Origin of the sequence: Thermoleptolyngbya oregonensis NK1-22, from assembly GCF_032705245.1 — a bacterium.
Lineage (GTDB): Bacteria > Cyanobacteriota > Cyanobacteriia > Elainellales > Elainellaceae > Thermoleptolyngbya > Thermoleptolyngbya sichuanensis.
The window spans coordinates 3,681,699-3,696,064 of sequence record NZ_CP053540.1 but is presented as its reverse complement, the minus strand read 5'-3'; the positions used below and the strand labels follow the sequence as shown (position 1 = coordinate 3,696,064).

Here is a 14,366-nt window from a genome sequence, read left to right as displayed (position 1 = left end):
TATACGGCTATACGTATAAACTGACCGTAGCCAGTCTAATTAAGGATGCTCTATGACCCACCTCACCGATGATGAAGTAGCGCTGCTGAAATCCCTGCTCATTGCCCTGCGGAGCATCAAAATCCGCGACATCGACAAGGCCCTGGTGATTCTGGCAAGGGCAGATCGGGGCCGCAAGTCCTGAGCGGATTTTTGCGTTTAGTTGGACTGGGGCGGCGGCAGCGCCACGGGCAGTTGCAGGCGCACCAGGTCATACTTACCCGCTTCGGCCAGCAGCGTCATCCGGTCGGGTGGCAGGTTCAGGTCTTCGATTTTGTAGCCCAGCCCCACCAGCAGCATCGACGGCGGATCGCCCTGGCCGCGAGACTGGCGACGAATGTAGGCGATCGCCGTTTCCTGGCGCTGGGCAAAGAAAATCGGTCGATGCCCATAAAACACCAGACTCGGCTTGTGCAAGCCCGCCATCATGATTGGCTCGTCGGGCTGCTGCTGTTCCACAATTTCGGCAGCAAGCTGGCGCAGGGGCAGTTGGCGATGAATGTCCAGAATATCCATCAGCGGAAACACAAACAGCAGCAGCGTCAGCGCCATTGCCGCCAGGTTTACGCCCCACAGCCAGCGCCCTTGTCGTCGGATTAGCAGGGCGATCGCCCCCAGCAGCGCCAACCCCCAGATCCCCGTGCCCACGATGGGCAGCCCCGACCGGGTGATGGCTTCCTCCAGTCCGCGCACGGCGTTGTCGCTGTCTAGCCAGGGGGCGCTGTTGTAGCTGGCGATCGCCAATGCCGCCAGCAGCAGCAAATTCAGCCCTTGGCTTAGCGCCATGCCCCAGCCAGCGCGGGGTCGATGCAGCAGCAGATCACTCCAAAACAGCGCAACCAGAATGGCGATCGCTGGATAGAGCGGCAGCACATAGCTGGGCAGCTTGGTGACGGCGATGGTGAAAAAGCCAAAAATCACCGCCGCCCAGATCAGCGCAAATAGCCCAAGCTGGGTGCGGCGGTCTTCTGCCTGCCAGCGCGACCGTCGCCAAAACCGCAGTCGGGCGATCGCCGCAGGCAAATGCGCGGAATAAGGCGCAAACCCCACCAGCAGCACCACGACGTAGAAATACCAGGGCGCACGGTGCTGGTTCACTACGCGGGTAAAGCGCTCGACGTTGTGATAGCCAAAGAAGGAGTCGATGAACTTGTCGCCATTGGCAAGGGTGACGAGGATATACCAGGGCAGGGCGATCGCCAGAAACACCAGCCCACCCCGCACCGGGCGCATGTCCCTCAGCACGGTTCGCCCGTTGCCCAGATACAGCAAAAACGCCGCCACCGTCGCCCCCGGCAGCACCACGCCCACGGGCCCCTTCGTCAGCACGCCCAGCCCACACAGCACAAAAAACGCCAGATACCAGCGCTCTTTTGCCCTTAGTGAATCTGGCGACGAGGCATAGCCCCAGAAAAACGCCAGCAGCGCCCCGCCCACGCAGGCACTCAGCAGCATATCCGAAACGCCCGTCCGCGCCCAGGCAATGGTCTGCAAGTTCAGCGCCATCAGCCCAGAGCCAAGGACGGCCGGGAACCAGTGGAATTTGGGAGATGGCGGGGATGGGGCGGATGGCGAGGATGGCGGAGATGGCGGAGATGGGGCGATCGCCTCTTCACCATCTTGCTCTGCCTTTGCGGACAAGCCGGGTCGGGAATAGCCAAACCGCAGCAGGGTGAAGAAGCCGAAGACCACCAGCGCCGCAGCAGACAGGGCAGAGGGCAGCCGGACGGCCCATTCGTTGACCCCAAGCGTTTTGTAGGCGATCGCCATCAGCCAGTAGATCAGCGGCGGCTTGTCAAATCGAGGCTTTTCGTTAAAGTACGGCGTGATCCAGTCGCCCGTTTCCACCATTTGGCGCGTCGCTTCGGCAAACAGCGGCTCGGTTTCGTCCACCAGCCCAATGCTGCCCAGTTGCCAAAAGAAGCCCAACCCGCAGAGCAGCCCCAACCACGCCGCCACCAGCCCCCATTTCAGCGTCGGGCGCTTGTCGAGGTGCTGGAGCCAGGGGCGGAGGCGGGGAAACGCGAACGAGGTCATGGGTCAGCGCAGGCGGGGGAAAAGGGAAAAATACCGTTCCCATCATCGCATCATCGTCCCTTCTGTACATCCTCAATCCGTCTCAATCCGTTGTACAGGCTAGGCCCTAGGCTCAAACTTCAAAGGTGGGGCAATCCCTACTCTGGTGTGGATAGAGTGGATAGAAGGGGGAGATGACGCGGGCGCTACACTGGAGGAAGCGAATCTGTAGGCCCGATGACCCATTTTCAACCGCAATCCTCTGACCCGACCACGGCCGACTACGAGGCTCCGGCGCTCGACCCGCAGGCTCCGGCAAGTTTGCCCGATCCGGATCGCAACCTGCCTGTGCCGCGCCAAAGCCATATCATCAGCACGATTCTGACTCCGGCGCTGCGGCTGTGGCTGCGATCGCAGGTGGAACACGTAGATGACCTGAATTTGCTGATTGAGGGGGGCGATCGCCAGTTGCTAACGGGTCTGATTCCCCGCGTCACGATTTCGGCGCGAAACGTGGTCTATCGCGGGCTATACCTGGAGCGCATCACCCTGGTCGGTCGCGGCATCAAGGTCAACTTTCGGCAAATCTTGCGGGGTAAGCCGCTCCAGCTAGAGCGAGCCGTCCCGGTGCAGGCAGAAGTGCGCCTGTCGCAGCAAGACCTGAACGACTCGCTCCAGGGGCCTCTGCTGGCAGGCGTGGTGAACGATCTGCTGCTGAATTTGCTGAAGGCGGGAGCCGCGCCGGATCTGGTCACGCCGGATGGCAAAACGCCGATTTTGCTGGACGACTTTCGCGCCAAAGTTGCCCCAGGGCTGCTGACGCTGGGCGCGGCGCTGGTGTCGAGCAATCAGGGCAGTCCGGTTCCCTTCATCATCCGCACCGGACTCCGCACCACGAACGGGCAGCGGCTTCATCTGGTGAATCCGGAGTGGTTGCCTACGCCCAAGGCAAAGCGCGGACTGGCGCTGCACGATTTAGACGGATTTGCGTTGGAGTTGGGCAGCGATGTGGAGATTCAAGACCTGGAACTGGGCGATCGCCACTTGGTCTGTCGCGGCAAGATCAACGTTGTGCCCGAATAGTTGTGCCCGAATAATAGCCAACTGCACAGCGGCAAGTTAGCCGGAGAGATTCTGCTCGGTTTGCTCGGTCTGCTGGTCTTTCATGTAGCCCAATAGCCAGTTGGCGATCGTGGCGCGGCGCGTTTTGCGGGGCACGAGTTCGCCTACCTTATAGCCACCAAAGCCGAGTTGCTCTTTCAAAAGCTGCTTGTTTTCGGGCGCGATGGAGCGGGTCAGCTTGACGGTGGCCGAGCGGCTGTCGATAAAGTCGGGCGGCTCTGGGTAGGCGCTGCGCCAGTCTTCGGATACGGTGGCAGTGTCCCAGGAGCCGTCTTCGCGCTGGCGATAGCCCAGGCAGTGCCACACCAATTGATTGGCGGTGGCATCGTCGAGGGTGTCATTGAGGATGGCCCACACGGTTTCGACTGTGAGGGGCGGTAAATTTGTAGCACTCATGGCGCTGATGGCGAATTGCGTCGGTCGGTGCAGTCGGTCTGCGAAATATGCAAAAATCATGACACGCAGTGAAGCGCATTGCAGCGTTTCGCAGGTCGGGTTTCGCAAGTTGGGTTTCGCAAGTTGGGTTTCGCAAGTTGGGATAGAGGGGCGATCGCCCAGCTTCTTTCCCGGCGCTGCGCTTCAGATCTCTTTATCAGATCTCTTCAGAGGTATCCCGTGGAATTGATTAACGGCCCTTACCAGATTCCGCCGCCGAAAGGGTGGTCGCCACCCGTGGAGCCTGTTCCCCCTGCCCAGGCATCTGCACACCAGACCTCTGCGAATCTGCCGCTTTACCCAATCGAATATCGACCCATTTCGCTGCCGATCGGTTCGCATCCGGTGGGCGCAACTGTGCCGCCGCCGATCGGGTCAACCCCTGCGAACCTGCCGATTCAGCCGCCGATTGGATCGCGTCCTGTAAACTTGCCGATTCAGCCGCCGATCGGTTCGCATCCGGTGGGCGCAACTGTGCCGCCGCCGATCGGGTCAACCCCTGCGAACCTGCCGATTCAGCCGCCGATTGGATCGCGTCCTGTAAACTTGCCGATTCAGCCGCCGATCGGGTCAACCCCTGCGAACCTGCCGATTCAGCCGCCGATCGGGTCACGTCCTGTAAACTTGCCGATTCAGCCGCCAATCGGGTCACGTCCGGTGGGCGAAGTGATTCAGCCGCCGATTGGATCGCGTCCTGTAAACTTGCCGATTCAGCCGCCAATTGGATCGACTCCTGCGAATTTACCGATTCAGCCGCCGATTGGATCGCGTCCTGTTGGCGCAACCGTGCCGCCGCCGATCGGGTCAACCCCCGCGGGTGCAACTGTACCGCCGCCGATCGGGTCGCGTCCCGCAGAGTTGCCAATCGCACCGCCGATTGGGTCGCATCCGGTGGGCGAAGTGATTCAGCCGCCGATTGGATCGCGTCCTGTAAACTTGCCGATTCAGCCGCCAATTGGATCGACTCCTGCGAATTTACCGATTCAGCCGCCGATTGGATCGCGTCCTGTTGGCGCAACCGTGCCGCCGCCGATCGGGTCAACCCCCGCGGGTGCAACTGTACCGCCGCCGATCGGGTCAACCCCCGCGGGTGCAACTGTACCGCCGCCGATCGGGTCGCGTCCCGCAGAGTTGCCAATCGCACCGCCGATTGGGTCGCATCCGGTGGGCGCAACGATTCAGCCGCCGATCGGGTCAACTCCTGCGAACCTGCCGATTCAGCCGCCAATTGGGTCGCATCCGGTGGGCGCAACGATTCAGCCGCCGATTGGATCGCGTCCTGTTGGCGCAACTGTGCCGCCGCCGATTGGGGCTGCACCTGTGGACTATCACCGGCCGCCTTCGGTGGGGGCGTATCCGTCGGATTATGCGATCGCCCCTCCAGTTGGAGCGCACGGGGCCCAGCCTGCCGGAATGCCTGTGCGTCCTCCGGTTGGCGCTACGCCTGCGGAATACGCGGTTGCGCCGCCGATTGGCTCGCGTCCGCAGCAGCAGCCCCTGCCGCCGCCCGTGGGGGCCTACCCATCGGATTACAGCATTACGCCGCCCGTGGGTTCCCAGCCCCTACCCCACGCAGTGCCCCCCCCGGTGGGTGGAGGCTCGACCGAGAAGGTGCTGCCGCCGCCGATTAGCTGGGTGCCGCCGACCCATGCTGCGAGCCAGGTCGTGCCGCCGCCCGTGGGGGGCCCGCCCAAAGATGAAACCCTGGGCTATTGGCAGTCTTACGGAGCGAAGCAGGATTGATGAACGCTGTGATTTCGGTGGATCTGCCGCAAAATTCCTACGAGGTGGCGATCGCCCCTGGCGGTCTGTCGCAATTGGGAGCCTGGCTCCAACCGTTGGGATTGGGGCGCAAGCTGATGCTGGTGTCGAACCCGATGATTTTTCGGCGCTATGGCGAAGGGGCGATCGCCTCCCTGGAGGCAGCAGGCTTCGACGTGTGCCACGCGCTGATTCCGGCGGGTGAGCGCTACAAGACGCTGGGTTCGATTCAGAAGCTCTACGATGTGGCGCTGGCCCATCGGCTAGAGCGATCGTCGGCGGTTGTGGCGCTGGGCGGCGGCGTGGTGGGCGACATGGCGGGCTTTGCGGCGGCCACCTGGCTGCGGGGCATCCGGTTTGTGCAAGTGCCGACCTCGCTGCTGGCGATGGTGGATGCCTCCATCGGCGGCAAAACCGGGGTAAACCATCCCCACGGCAAGAACCTGATCGGCGCATTTCACCAGCCGCGCCTGGTGCTGATTGACCCAGAGGTGCTGGCGACGCTGCCGCCCCGCGAGTTTCGCGCAGGCATGGCAGAGGTGATCAAGTATGGCGTGATTTGGGATGCCGACCTGTTTCAACAGCTAGAGCAGGCAAAGCGGCTGGATCAGCAGCGCTATGTTTCGCCAGAACTCATGCAGACGATCTTGACGCGATCCTGTCAGGCGAAGGCGCACGTCGTCAGCAAGGACGAAAAGGAGGCGGGCCTGCGGGCAATTCTCAACTACGGGCACACGATTGGGCACGCAGTGGAAAGCCTGACGGGTTACAAATTGGTGAATCACGGCGAGGCGGTGGGCATTGGCATGGTGGCGGCAGGGGCGATCGCCCTCCAACTGAACCTATGGGACGCAGACTCTAACCGTCGCCAAACCGAGCTGATCCAGAAAGCGGGCCTGCCTACGCGCCTGCCCGCCGGACTCGACCTAGAAGACATCATCGCTGCCCTGCAAACCGACAAGAAGGTGAAGGCGGGCCAGGTGCGGTTTATCCTGCCGACGCAAATCGGCACGGTAATTGAGACTGACCAGGCTACGCCAGCGGTGATTCGCAAGGTGCTGCTGGCAATGGCTGAAGCAGCTTAGAAAAAGCTTAGAAGCAAAAATTTTAGAAGAATTCTAGACAGGCGGCTTCACGTCAACGCCCTGGTATAAAGGCTTGATTGAAGAGACGTAATTGCGGGGCAACTTGCGAGGCAACTTGAGGGGCGATCGCTGCACAGGCTCACCCGTGCAGCGGCGAAGGATATCTGGAGTATACGAATTGGGGTATAGCAAACTCGCTAGGCGTGCTATGCCGTGTAGCTGTAGCTGCCCAGCAGAGAAGCAAGCACCGCATGGAAAGACTCGGAGGCATTGCGGATGTCGTCTCGACTGGCGAAGTGATCAAACCGATGCAGCACCCTGTCCCCTTCCACCAGCAGCAGCGTGGGCAGCGTCGTCAGCCGATAGGTATTTGCCAGCTTAAAGTTTTCGTCGGCGTTGATCGTCACCAGCTTGATCTGTCCGCCCCATTCCGCCTGAAGCTGATTCAGCATCGGATTCATGAGCCGACATAGCCCACACCAAGGGGCCCAAAAGTTGATCAGAACTGGGGTCGAAGATTCCAAAACTTCTTTCGAGAAATTGCTTTCGTTAACGGAGAGTGGCATAGGAGTTTTTAAGAAGAAAGGTTAAAAACCAGCAGGGGATCAATCGGGGATCACACTATTACCCTAGATTACCTGTTGCTTGGATGAATAGCGGGTGAGCAAACCAGAATAACAATACAAAAATCGCCACGCCGACATAGGCGGGGCGAAGAAACTCTTTGAATTCGAGCGTTTGACGACCATCGAGAATTGCCAAAAAGGGAATGACCGATGTACGGGCTTTGACCGCTGCAAACGCTTCGCCGTAGCGCTGGGTCAGGCGGCGATCGCCATGCCACACGCCAAACAGGTGATGCAGAATCAGCCCCGCAGACGTGACCAGCATAAAGGTCGTCCCCAGCCACAGCGTATGGGCAATGCACCAGATCACCTGTCCCACCATCTGTGGATGGCGGGTAATCCGAATAATGCCCGTTTCATAGAGATGAACTTGAGGTTTTTGAATAGCCGCAATTTCTAGCAGATTAAACGTAGCCGGATAGAGAAACAGGAACGAAATCGCCGACAGCGCCCACACCAGCGGTTCCATCCCTGGCACACCCTGCACATTCCACAGTCGCAGCCCGTCGTAGCGGTGCTGGATGAAGTAGACAATGAGCAGCGTGGCTAGGGGCAGGCTGACTAGCGCAAAAATCACTCGATAGGGACGTGCCCCGATGCGTTTTTCGGCATAGGGACGCAAGGCCGCGAGGCCGCTATGGGCGATCGCAAACCCAATCAACAGCCCAAACATTACAAAGTGGCTGGAGGTAAGCCAGTCGTCACGCATAAGATTAGGAGCCAAGTCGGGAGCTTAGGGGATACAGTGACGGCGGTTACGGAGGCAAGTCCGTCAGGCGGGCGAACCGGGCAGCATAATCCTGGTCTGTAACCTGGTTTATAACCTGGTCTGTAAGATCAGCATCAAAACCAGCCAGATTTTGAGCCAACCACAGCAGGGATCAAAACTCCCTTCGTGTTACAGGATACAGGTTCCTGCATATTCAGCCAATGCTAATTTCGCCAAAATGGGAAGATTCTTGATCCCAAATTGATCCTAAAGTTTCATTCCCACAGAAAACGCAGAATCGCGGCTTCCAGTCCGTGACTCATTTGTGGCTCATTTTTGAAGCAAAACGACCTGTTTGCCTTCCAGAAAGCTAGGACTTACGCAATTGGACGATTTCTCGCGGGCGCAGCCCGCGAGAAATCGTCCAAAACCCAGAAAATTTAATCGCAAGTGCGTAAGTCCTAAAAGCATCCATTGATTCGGCAATTGTGTCGATTCCCTTGCCCCCTGATATTTTAGGGAGAGAGTGAACAGCCGATGCGATGGGTATTGCAGGGAGTCTTTCGGGCTATTTAACGGCCTGTTTAGCCGTCTATTCAGCAGGGGCGATCGCCACCGCAGCGCCAGAGGCCGCAGGCACCTTTGCCAAAACGAGTCTGGATTGGCAGGTGCAGCGATCGCTCCAGCAGGTGGGCGAGTGGATCGAGTGGGTGCTGTTTGGTGAAAGCCCGAACCGCCCCAATTTCTCAGGCTGGATGCCGCCAGAGTGGGTCTTGCAGGCGCTGTTCTGGGGAATTGTGGGGTTGCTGGGAATTTGGGCTGCATGGTGGCTTGTGCAGTGGCTACGGCCTTATTGGGAGGCGTTTCAGCGGCAGCAGGGCCGGGCGATCGCCCCCATGCCCCCAGCCCCAGCGCCGGAACTCAGCACTGCCGAATGGCTGGCCCGATCGCAGGCGGCCCAGCGCCAAGGCGACTATCGAGAAGCCTGCCGAGCGCTGTATCATGCCGCGCTGCATCGACTGAGCGATCGCCACCAGATTTCGCCCCTGCCCAGCCGCACAGATGGCGAATATCTCCACTTGCTGAATGCGCTGCCCAATGCTCAGCCCTATGAAGTGCTAATTCGCACCCACGAGCGGCTCTGTTTCAGCCCGACTCCGGTTTCGGCAGCAGCCTTCGAGCAGTGTGAACGGGCCTACCAGGAAATTTCGACTTCCCAGTAGCAATCTTGCAAATTTTGTCGAAATCTTGCGGAAGTGTTGCCATGAATCTGCCATGAATCTGCCATGAAGCTGAACCGTCGCGCCTGGATTGTTCTATCAGTTGCACTAGCGACGCTGGTGGTCTTGAGTGCGATCGCCGCTCCCAGCACCCGCTTGCGAACCGGATCGACCTACGGCCGCGCCCCCGACGGCTATGGAGCCTGGTTTGCCTATATGCAGGCGCAGGGAACCCCCGTGCAGCGGTGGCAGCGCCCCTTTGAGGACTTATTGGAGCCGCCCGATTCCAGCCTGCCCGAAGCCATGCCCATTTCTGCCCATGCTCAGAGTCTGGGGAGCGGCGCTGACCATCCTCCGGCCCCTGGCTCTGGGGAAAATTCGGGGGCAGGTTCCTCCCTCGACGATCGCCCAGCGGAGCCGATGACGCTGGTGGGCATTGCGCCGCTCGTGGAGCAATTATTACGCCCCGACGAGGACTGGCTGCGGCGGGGCAACGTGCTGGTGCTGGTGGGCGTGCGATCGCCCGTCACAGGGGCACCCTTTCGATCGGTCTTGCCCACCCCCCAAGGCGACGTGACCGTGGAAACCACCCGCCGTCAGGCTCCGTCGCCCGGACTCAATGCCCGCTTGGGCGATCCGTTTGGACTCGTTGCATGGGAGCAGACGGTGGGCGCAGGTAAAGTCATCCGCGTTGCCACGCCCCACCTCGCCGCCAATGCCTATCAGGATGAGCCGGGAAATTTCTCGTTTCTGGCCAATCTGGTGACAGAACCGGGGTATCCCGTCTGGGTAGACGAATATATCCACGGCTATCGTGACCCCCAGAGAGAGGCTGCGACCGGGCGATCGCCCCAATCCGTTTGGGCATACCTGAGCCGCACGCCGATCGCGCTGCTGGTTGTGCAATCCTTGGTGCTGCTGGCGCTGGCGGTGTGGGCTGGCAATCGCCGCATGGGGAAGCCGCTGCCTGACCCACCCCCCAAACTGGACAACAGCGAAGCCTACATCCAGGCCCTCGGCACCGTCCTCCGCAAAGCCGAATCGACTGAATTTGTGATCGACACCCTCTGCAAAGCCGAACAGATCAACCTCCAGCGATCGCTCGGACTGGGCAATATTCCCGCCGACCTGCTCACCCTCTCCCAAGCCTGGGAGCAGCACACCGGCCGCCCCGCCGCCGAACTCCGCCGCCTGCTCAACCCAGAGCGAAAGAAACGGCTGGGCGATCGCGCTTTGCTGGACTGGGTGAGTCGGGTGCAGGCGTTGAGGCGGGAGTGATGGCATGATGGCGGGATGGTGGACTGGTGGGCTGGTTAGTAGGTTGGAGTGACGGAGTGACGCAGGCGGCAGATAGCGAGATGATGGAAGGATGAGAGGAGGCTACGGTCGGACAGACCTCTCGATTGTTTGTATAAGGCTCTGAACGATCCCCCTAAATCCCCCTTAGTAAGGGGGACTTCCGAGCCAGTCCTCCCTGCTTCGGGTCACTCTGGGTTCGGTTCCCCTTGTTTAAGGGGGGCTAAGGGGGGCAAAGCATCGCCGCTCAAGCCTAGAAGACTTGTGTATACCCAGTAGATGAAAGCAGGAGAGTAAGATTTCAGATGTTCTGCTCGCCCGGCCTCCTGTAACTCCTGTAAAAAGTCCTCCCAGATCTGTTACTCCAGCACCCCACTTTCTATGCCCAACCCCTTCCAGACCCTTGCCCAAGCGCTCGATCGCGTCGTCGTTGGACAGGCTGCCCTGTCGCAGCAATTGCTGGTGGCGCTGCTATGTGGCGGGCACGTCATCCTAGAAGGTGTGCCAGGAACGGGCAAAACGCTGATGGTGAAGGTGCTGGCGCGGCTGGTGCAGGGCGACTTTCGGCGGATTCAGCTCACGCCTGATATCCTGCCGTCGGATATTTTGGGCACGAATATTTTCGACCTGAATACGCGCAGCTTCAGCCTCAAAAAAGGGCCGATTTTTACCCAAATCCTACTGGCGGACGAGATCAACCGCACGCCGCCCAAAACTCAGGCCGCTCTGCTGGAGGCGATGGAAGAACAGCAGGTGACGCTGGATGGCGAGAGTTTGCCATTGCCAGACCTGTTTTGGGTCATTGCCACGCAAAACCCGCTGGAGTTTGAAGGAACTTATCCGCTGCCCGAAGCCCAGCTGGATCGTTTTTTGTTCAAGCTGGTGGTGGACTATCCCGACCCCAAGGCAGAGCGACAAATGCTGGTCAACGCGCAGGCGGGACTGCAAAATCGGCGGCTCGACCTGAGCCGAATCAAGCCCGTCATGTCGGTTGAGCAAGTGCTGAAAGCCCGTCAGCAGGTTCGCGCTGTGCAAATGACCGATGCCCTGGTGGATTATCTGCTGGCGCTGGTGCAGCGGAGCCGACAGCATCCGGATCTGGGGCTGGGTGCATCGCCCCGCTCGGCGGTGGCCTGGCTGCAAGCCAGCAAAGCCAGGGCATGGCTAGAGGGGCGCGATTTCGTGACCCCAGACGACGTGAAGGCGATCGCCCGTCCGCTTCTCCGCCATCGTCTCATCCTCCGCCCGGAAGCCCAGCTTGACGGGCAGCAGGTGGATGAGGTGATTACCTCGCTGTTGGGTCAGGTAGCGGTTCCCCGATAGGATGGGAGATAGGAAAAGGATAAGTTATCTGGACTTGTTCCGGCTTATCTGGGCTTACCTGCCAGCCTTTTGCCACTTTAAGACAGACGGCGGGTGCTGCCAGCCGCCCAGCAGCAGCCACCACCCGCTGACGGCGATCCAGTGCAGGGCGATAATTGTCCATGCCGATTCAGTCAGACGATAGGTCAGAATCGTGGCTATTCCCAGAAGCATACTGAGCATCAGTCGCAGCGGAGCGATTTTGTCTTGCTGCTTTGTTAGCCGGAGATACAGCCAGCGGTATAGCACGTATAGCCCCAGCGCCAGCAGCGCCCAGCCCCACCAGCGCCATTCGGCAAGCCAGGGCTTGGGATAGGGAATGAGCAAAACGCGAAACAGGTACTCTTCCAGGAATGCGGGCACGAATAGAAACTTGACCAGCGTCAGCAACGTCTGTGCCCAGGACAGGGAGGCCGGTTTCCAGGTGAGGAAATGCTTGACGGCATAGGATGGGGAGGTTCGTTGCACAAAGCGGGTAAGGGCGATCGCCACCACGCCGAATGCCAGTAAGACCGTCAGCATGATGAGCCAATCTGCGACGCGAGGAATCGTCGCACCGCCGAAGGTGCGATGCACCAGGAACGTGAGTAGGGGCAGTTCTGTGAAGGGTAATTTCCAGCCGCCAAAAATCAGCGTCGCCTCTAGGGGCGCAATGCCGGGGTCGTTGCCGCCGACCTGGTTGGGCCGCAGAAACCAGAGCGTTGCGCCGTTGGTGAGAAACAGCATGGCCAGTTCGTCGTGGGCCTGGCGGGGCATAGCGGTGCGCCAGCTAATCAGCCCCGTCAGCAGATTGCGGATTTGGAAATCGTCGATGCTGATGAATTCGCCGGGATCTTCGTCGGGCGATTCGCGCAGCGCCCCCTCTGGAGATCGCACGCCCATTAGCACGTCGGCATTTTGCGCCCAGTCCCAGCGCAGGATTCCCATCGGCATCAGTTGTTTTTCCAAATCTCGTCCCAGCCGCGCCAGCCGCCGAAACCGCTGCGTGGTGGGGTCGTCGGGGTTTGCCCGCAGCCATTCCATGACTTGGGGATTGTTGGCAACGGTCTGGCGGAAGCGCTGAATCGCCAGAAACATTCCTTGCGCCGAGTCCTGCACACAAGATGCAGCCGAGGTAATGGTCGAATCGCCTGTGCCGTCGCCAATGCGATAGCGGGCCCCGATCAGGCTCAGTTCGCCCAGCAGTTCGTTAAAAAAGGACAGTCGAGCGCCGCCAAAGTTGTAGTCTTCGGTCAGCGTGTCGAGCTTGACTAGCACATCCGACACGGGGCGCGTCCCAGCTTTGCCGCGAATCAGGCTACCCATATAGTTGTGCCAGGTGTTTGCGCCGGAGAGGGTGCCGTCGGAGCCGTTGCCATAGACCTGGAGGTAGTCCAGGTTAAAGATGAGTTCGTTTGTGAATGGATCGCGCACCACCTGCCCCAAGCCAAAGGAAAAGTGCCCCGCGTAGGTTCCCAGAATCAGCGATTCACGGGCTTTGTGGCTGCCGCCGCGTCCGCCATATAGGTGCATGAGCAAAGCGCGATCGCCCTCTTTCCATTCAGCTTTGGCGTTCTCTGATGTATTCGCGCTGGCATCAATCAGGACGCTCTGAATCGTTCCCTTGCGCTGCTCTACGTCCTGCCAGTTGCGAAAGTTAATGTAATCCAGCCCTTTGCGAAAATCGAGGATTGTTTGCTGGGGCTGGAGTTGTACCAGCATTCTTGGCTGCATGGATTGCACCGTGAATTTCCCTGTGCGATCGGGCGATCCGGTAATATACCAGCCTGCATCCGCGACGGGCGATCGCACTAGGTCACGAGTCGTTGCGTTAAACACGCCGTCTTTATCTTGTGGCTGTTGCGGAACGCGAACAATTTCTTCTGCTCCGTCAAACTGGCGTGAGGTAGGGTTGTAGTGGCGCACTCGAAAATCATCACTCTCGCAGGGCGGTTCACCGGGACACTGGGCGGGCAGATCGGCAGCATTTGCAGGCGGCACGGGTTCGAGAAACTTCACTAGCCCGATGTATCGTCCGGTTTCCTGCACGGGTTCGCGCACCACGCGCAGCGTCGGCGATGCCCCAAGTTGTCCCTCCGGCGTGACCCGGCCGCGCAGCACCACCGTCACGTCGTCATAGGGATGCCCGCCTGCCAGCGATTGCAGCGGCCCGACGCGATCGCGCCCATTTAGCCGAATCGGGTGGATGATGCCCTTTTCCAGCGTCTTTTGCACAGCGGGCGGAAACCGCACATCGCGGGAGGCTTTGGCCACGTAGGCCCGGGTGAGGGGAGTTGGCTGCCAGGCCAGGCGCACGGTTTGCCCCACCCAGTCGCGATATTCCGCAGGCGCAAGGTGGACTTCGAGCCAGGCCCAGTCGGTTTCCTGCGTCGCGGCGGCGGTCTGCTGATACGCTTCTGCACTGGGCAAAATCAGCCGACCCACCCAGTCCCCCAGCGGACGATAAGCGTCAGACGGCTGTGCGGCGATGGGGTAATAGTCGGGCTGGTTGAAGGGCGCAATGACCGTGGAGGCGTATTGGGAAGGGAAGAGCAAAAGATGTTGTGGGGGTTCGCTGGCTTGCAGGGGCGTGTCTCGCAGGAGTGTGTATAGAGGCGTGTATAGAGGCATGAATGCGAAGGCGATCGCGCTAATCCCCAAAACCCAGAGCCAGCGTTCCCATCGCCGTGCTGTTCTTGTTCGTCGCTGCATTCCG

12 protein-coding genes are annotated in these 14,366 nt (G+C 60.0%); 7 read left to right on the top strand and 5 right to left on the bottom strand.

Annotated elements, in window-relative coordinates; genetic code table 11:
• The first annotated feature begins 52 nt into the window (after nucleotides 1–52).
• The gene (locus HNI00_RS15650; protein WP_316787510.1) at nucleotides 53–184 is read left to right on the top strand and encodes a hypothetical protein; all 132 of its coding nucleotides are present in this window, start codon (nucleotides 53–55) and stop codon (nucleotides 182–184) included.
• A gap of 14 nt (nucleotides 185–198) precedes the next feature.
• Here the strand turns inward: HNI00_RS15650 and HNI00_RS15645 are convergent, their stop codons facing one another.
• Nucleotides 199–2,076, bottom strand: coding sequence for an ArnT family glycosyltransferase (locus HNI00_RS15645; protein WP_316787509.1), 1,878 nt, complete (start codon nucleotides 2,074–2,076; stop codon nucleotides 199–201).
• A gap of 216 nt (nucleotides 2,077–2,292) precedes the next feature.
• Here HNI00_RS15645 and HNI00_RS15640 point away from each other — a divergent pair, with 216 nt between their 5' ends.
• Complete coding sequence (locus HNI00_RS15640; protein WP_316787508.1) at nucleotides 2,293–3,138, top strand: LmeA family phospholipid-binding protein; 846 nt, start codon at nucleotides 2,293–2,295, stop codon at nucleotides 3,136–3,138.
• A gap of 36 nt (nucleotides 3,139–3,174) precedes the next feature.
• On the opposite strand, the gene HNI00_RS15635 is transcribed toward HNI00_RS15640, so the two are convergent.
• On the bottom strand, nucleotides 3,175–3,573 hold the full coding sequence (locus HNI00_RS15635; protein ID WP_420156374.1) for a DUF1823 family protein: 399 nt from the start codon (nucleotides 3,571–3,573) through the stop codon (nucleotides 3,175–3,177).
• Nucleotides 3,574–3,792: 219 nt separating this feature from the next.
• Here HNI00_RS15635 and HNI00_RS15630 point away from each other — a divergent pair, with 219 nt between their 5' ends.
• Both HNI00_RS15630 and aroB read left to right on the top strand, forming a co-directional pair.
• Nucleotides 3,793–5,355, top strand: coding sequence for a hypothetical protein (locus HNI00_RS15630; RefSeq protein ID WP_316787506.1), 1,563 nt, complete (start codon nucleotides 3,793–3,795; stop codon nucleotides 5,353–5,355).
• Nucleotides 5,355–6,458, top strand: coding sequence for a 3-dehydroquinate synthase (gene aroB, locus HNI00_RS15625; RefSeq protein ID WP_316787505.1), 1,104 nt, complete (start codon nucleotides 5,355–5,357; stop codon nucleotides 6,456–6,458). The genes HNI00_RS15630 and aroB overlap by 1 nt, the downstream gene beginning before the upstream one ends.
• A 206-nt stretch (nucleotides 6,459–6,664) precedes the next feature.
• Here aroB and HNI00_RS15620 read toward each other — a convergent pair whose 3' ends face one another.
• Together HNI00_RS15620 and HNI00_RS15615 are read right to left on the bottom strand one after the other, a co-directional pair.
• Nucleotides 6,665–7,024: a thioredoxin family protein gene (locus tag HNI00_RS15620; protein WP_172356685.1), complete on the bottom strand. Its 360-nt coding sequence runs from the start codon at nucleotides 7,022–7,024 to the stop codon at nucleotides 6,665–6,667.
• A 58-nt stretch (nucleotides 7,025–7,082) separates the two neighbouring features.
• The gene (locus tag HNI00_RS15615) at nucleotides 7,083–7,793 is read right to left on the bottom strand and encodes an NnrU family protein (protein ID WP_316787504.1); all 711 of its coding nucleotides are present in this window, start codon (nucleotides 7,791–7,793) and stop codon (nucleotides 7,083–7,085) included.
• 542 nt (nucleotides 7,794–8,335) lie between these two features.
• Between HNI00_RS15615 and HNI00_RS15610 the strand changes: the two genes are divergently transcribed.
• From HNI00_RS15610 to HNI00_RS15600, 3 genes are all read left to right on the top strand, one after another.
• The gene (locus tag HNI00_RS15610) at nucleotides 8,336–9,016 is read left to right on the top strand and encodes a DUF4129 domain-containing protein (protein WP_316787503.1); all 681 of its coding nucleotides are present in this window, start codon (nucleotides 8,336–8,338) and stop codon (nucleotides 9,014–9,016) included.
• Between the two features lie 63 nt (nucleotides 9,017–9,079).
• Nucleotides 9,080–10,291, top strand: coding sequence for a DUF4350 domain-containing protein (locus HNI00_RS15605; protein ID WP_316787502.1), 1,212 nt, complete (start codon nucleotides 9,080–9,082; stop codon nucleotides 10,289–10,291).
• Nucleotides 10,292–10,690: 399 nt separating this feature from the next.
• Nucleotides 10,691–11,632, top strand: coding sequence for an AAA family ATPase (locus HNI00_RS15600; RefSeq protein ID WP_172356679.1), 942 nt, complete (start codon nucleotides 10,691–10,693; stop codon nucleotides 11,630–11,632).
• Nucleotides 11,633–11,686: 54 nt separating this feature from the next.
• Here the strand turns inward: HNI00_RS15600 and HNI00_RS15595 are convergent, their stop codons facing one another.
• On the bottom strand, nucleotides 11,687–14,362 hold the full coding sequence (locus tag HNI00_RS15595) for a CPBP family intramembrane glutamic endopeptidase (protein WP_316787501.1): 2,676 nt from the start codon (nucleotides 14,360–14,362) through the stop codon (nucleotides 11,687–11,689).
• Nucleotides 14,363–14,366 lie beyond the last annotated feature (4 nt).

Excerpts from the sequence above, each read along its gene's own strand:
- HNI00_RS15650 (WP_316787510.1), top strand. The coding sequence starts at position 53 with ATGACCCACCTCACCGATGATGAAGTAGCGCTGCTGAAATCCCTGCTC.
- HNI00_RS15645 (WP_316787509.1), bottom strand. The coding sequence starts at position 2,076 with ATGACCTCGTTCGCGTTTCCCCGCCTCCGCCCCTGGCTCCAGCACCTC.
- HNI00_RS15640 (WP_316787508.1), top strand. The coding sequence starts at position 2,293 with ATGACCCATTTTCAACCGCAATCCTCTGACCCGACCACGGCCGACTAC.
- HNI00_RS15635 (WP_420156374.1), bottom strand. The coding sequence starts at position 3,573 with ATGAGTGCTACAAATTTACCGCCCCTCACAGTCGAAACCGTGTGGGCC.
- aroB (WP_316787505.1), top strand. The coding sequence starts at position 5,355 with ATGAACGCTGTGATTTCGGTGGATCTGCCGCAAAATTCCTACGAGGTG.
- HNI00_RS15620 (WP_172356685.1), bottom strand. The coding sequence starts at position 7,024 with ATGCCACTCTCCGTTAACGAAAGCAATTTCTCGAAAGAAGTTTTGGAA.
- HNI00_RS15615 (WP_316787504.1), bottom strand. The coding sequence starts at position 7,793 with ATGCGTGACGACTGGCTTACCTCCAGCCACTTTGTAATGTTTGGGCTG.
- HNI00_RS15610 (WP_316787503.1), top strand. The coding sequence starts at position 8,336 with ATGGGTATTGCAGGGAGTCTTTCGGGCTATTTAACGGCCTGTTTAGCC.
- HNI00_RS15605 (WP_316787502.1), top strand. The coding sequence starts at position 9,080 with ATGAAGCTGAACCGTCGCGCCTGGATTGTTCTATCAGTTGCACTAGCG.
- HNI00_RS15600 (WP_172356679.1), top strand. The coding sequence starts at position 10,691 with ATGCCCAACCCCTTCCAGACCCTTGCCCAAGCGCTCGATCGCGTCGTC.
- HNI00_RS15595 (WP_316787501.1), bottom strand. The coding sequence starts at position 14,362 with ATGCAGCGACGAACAAGAACAGCACGGCGATGGGAACGCTGGCTCTGG.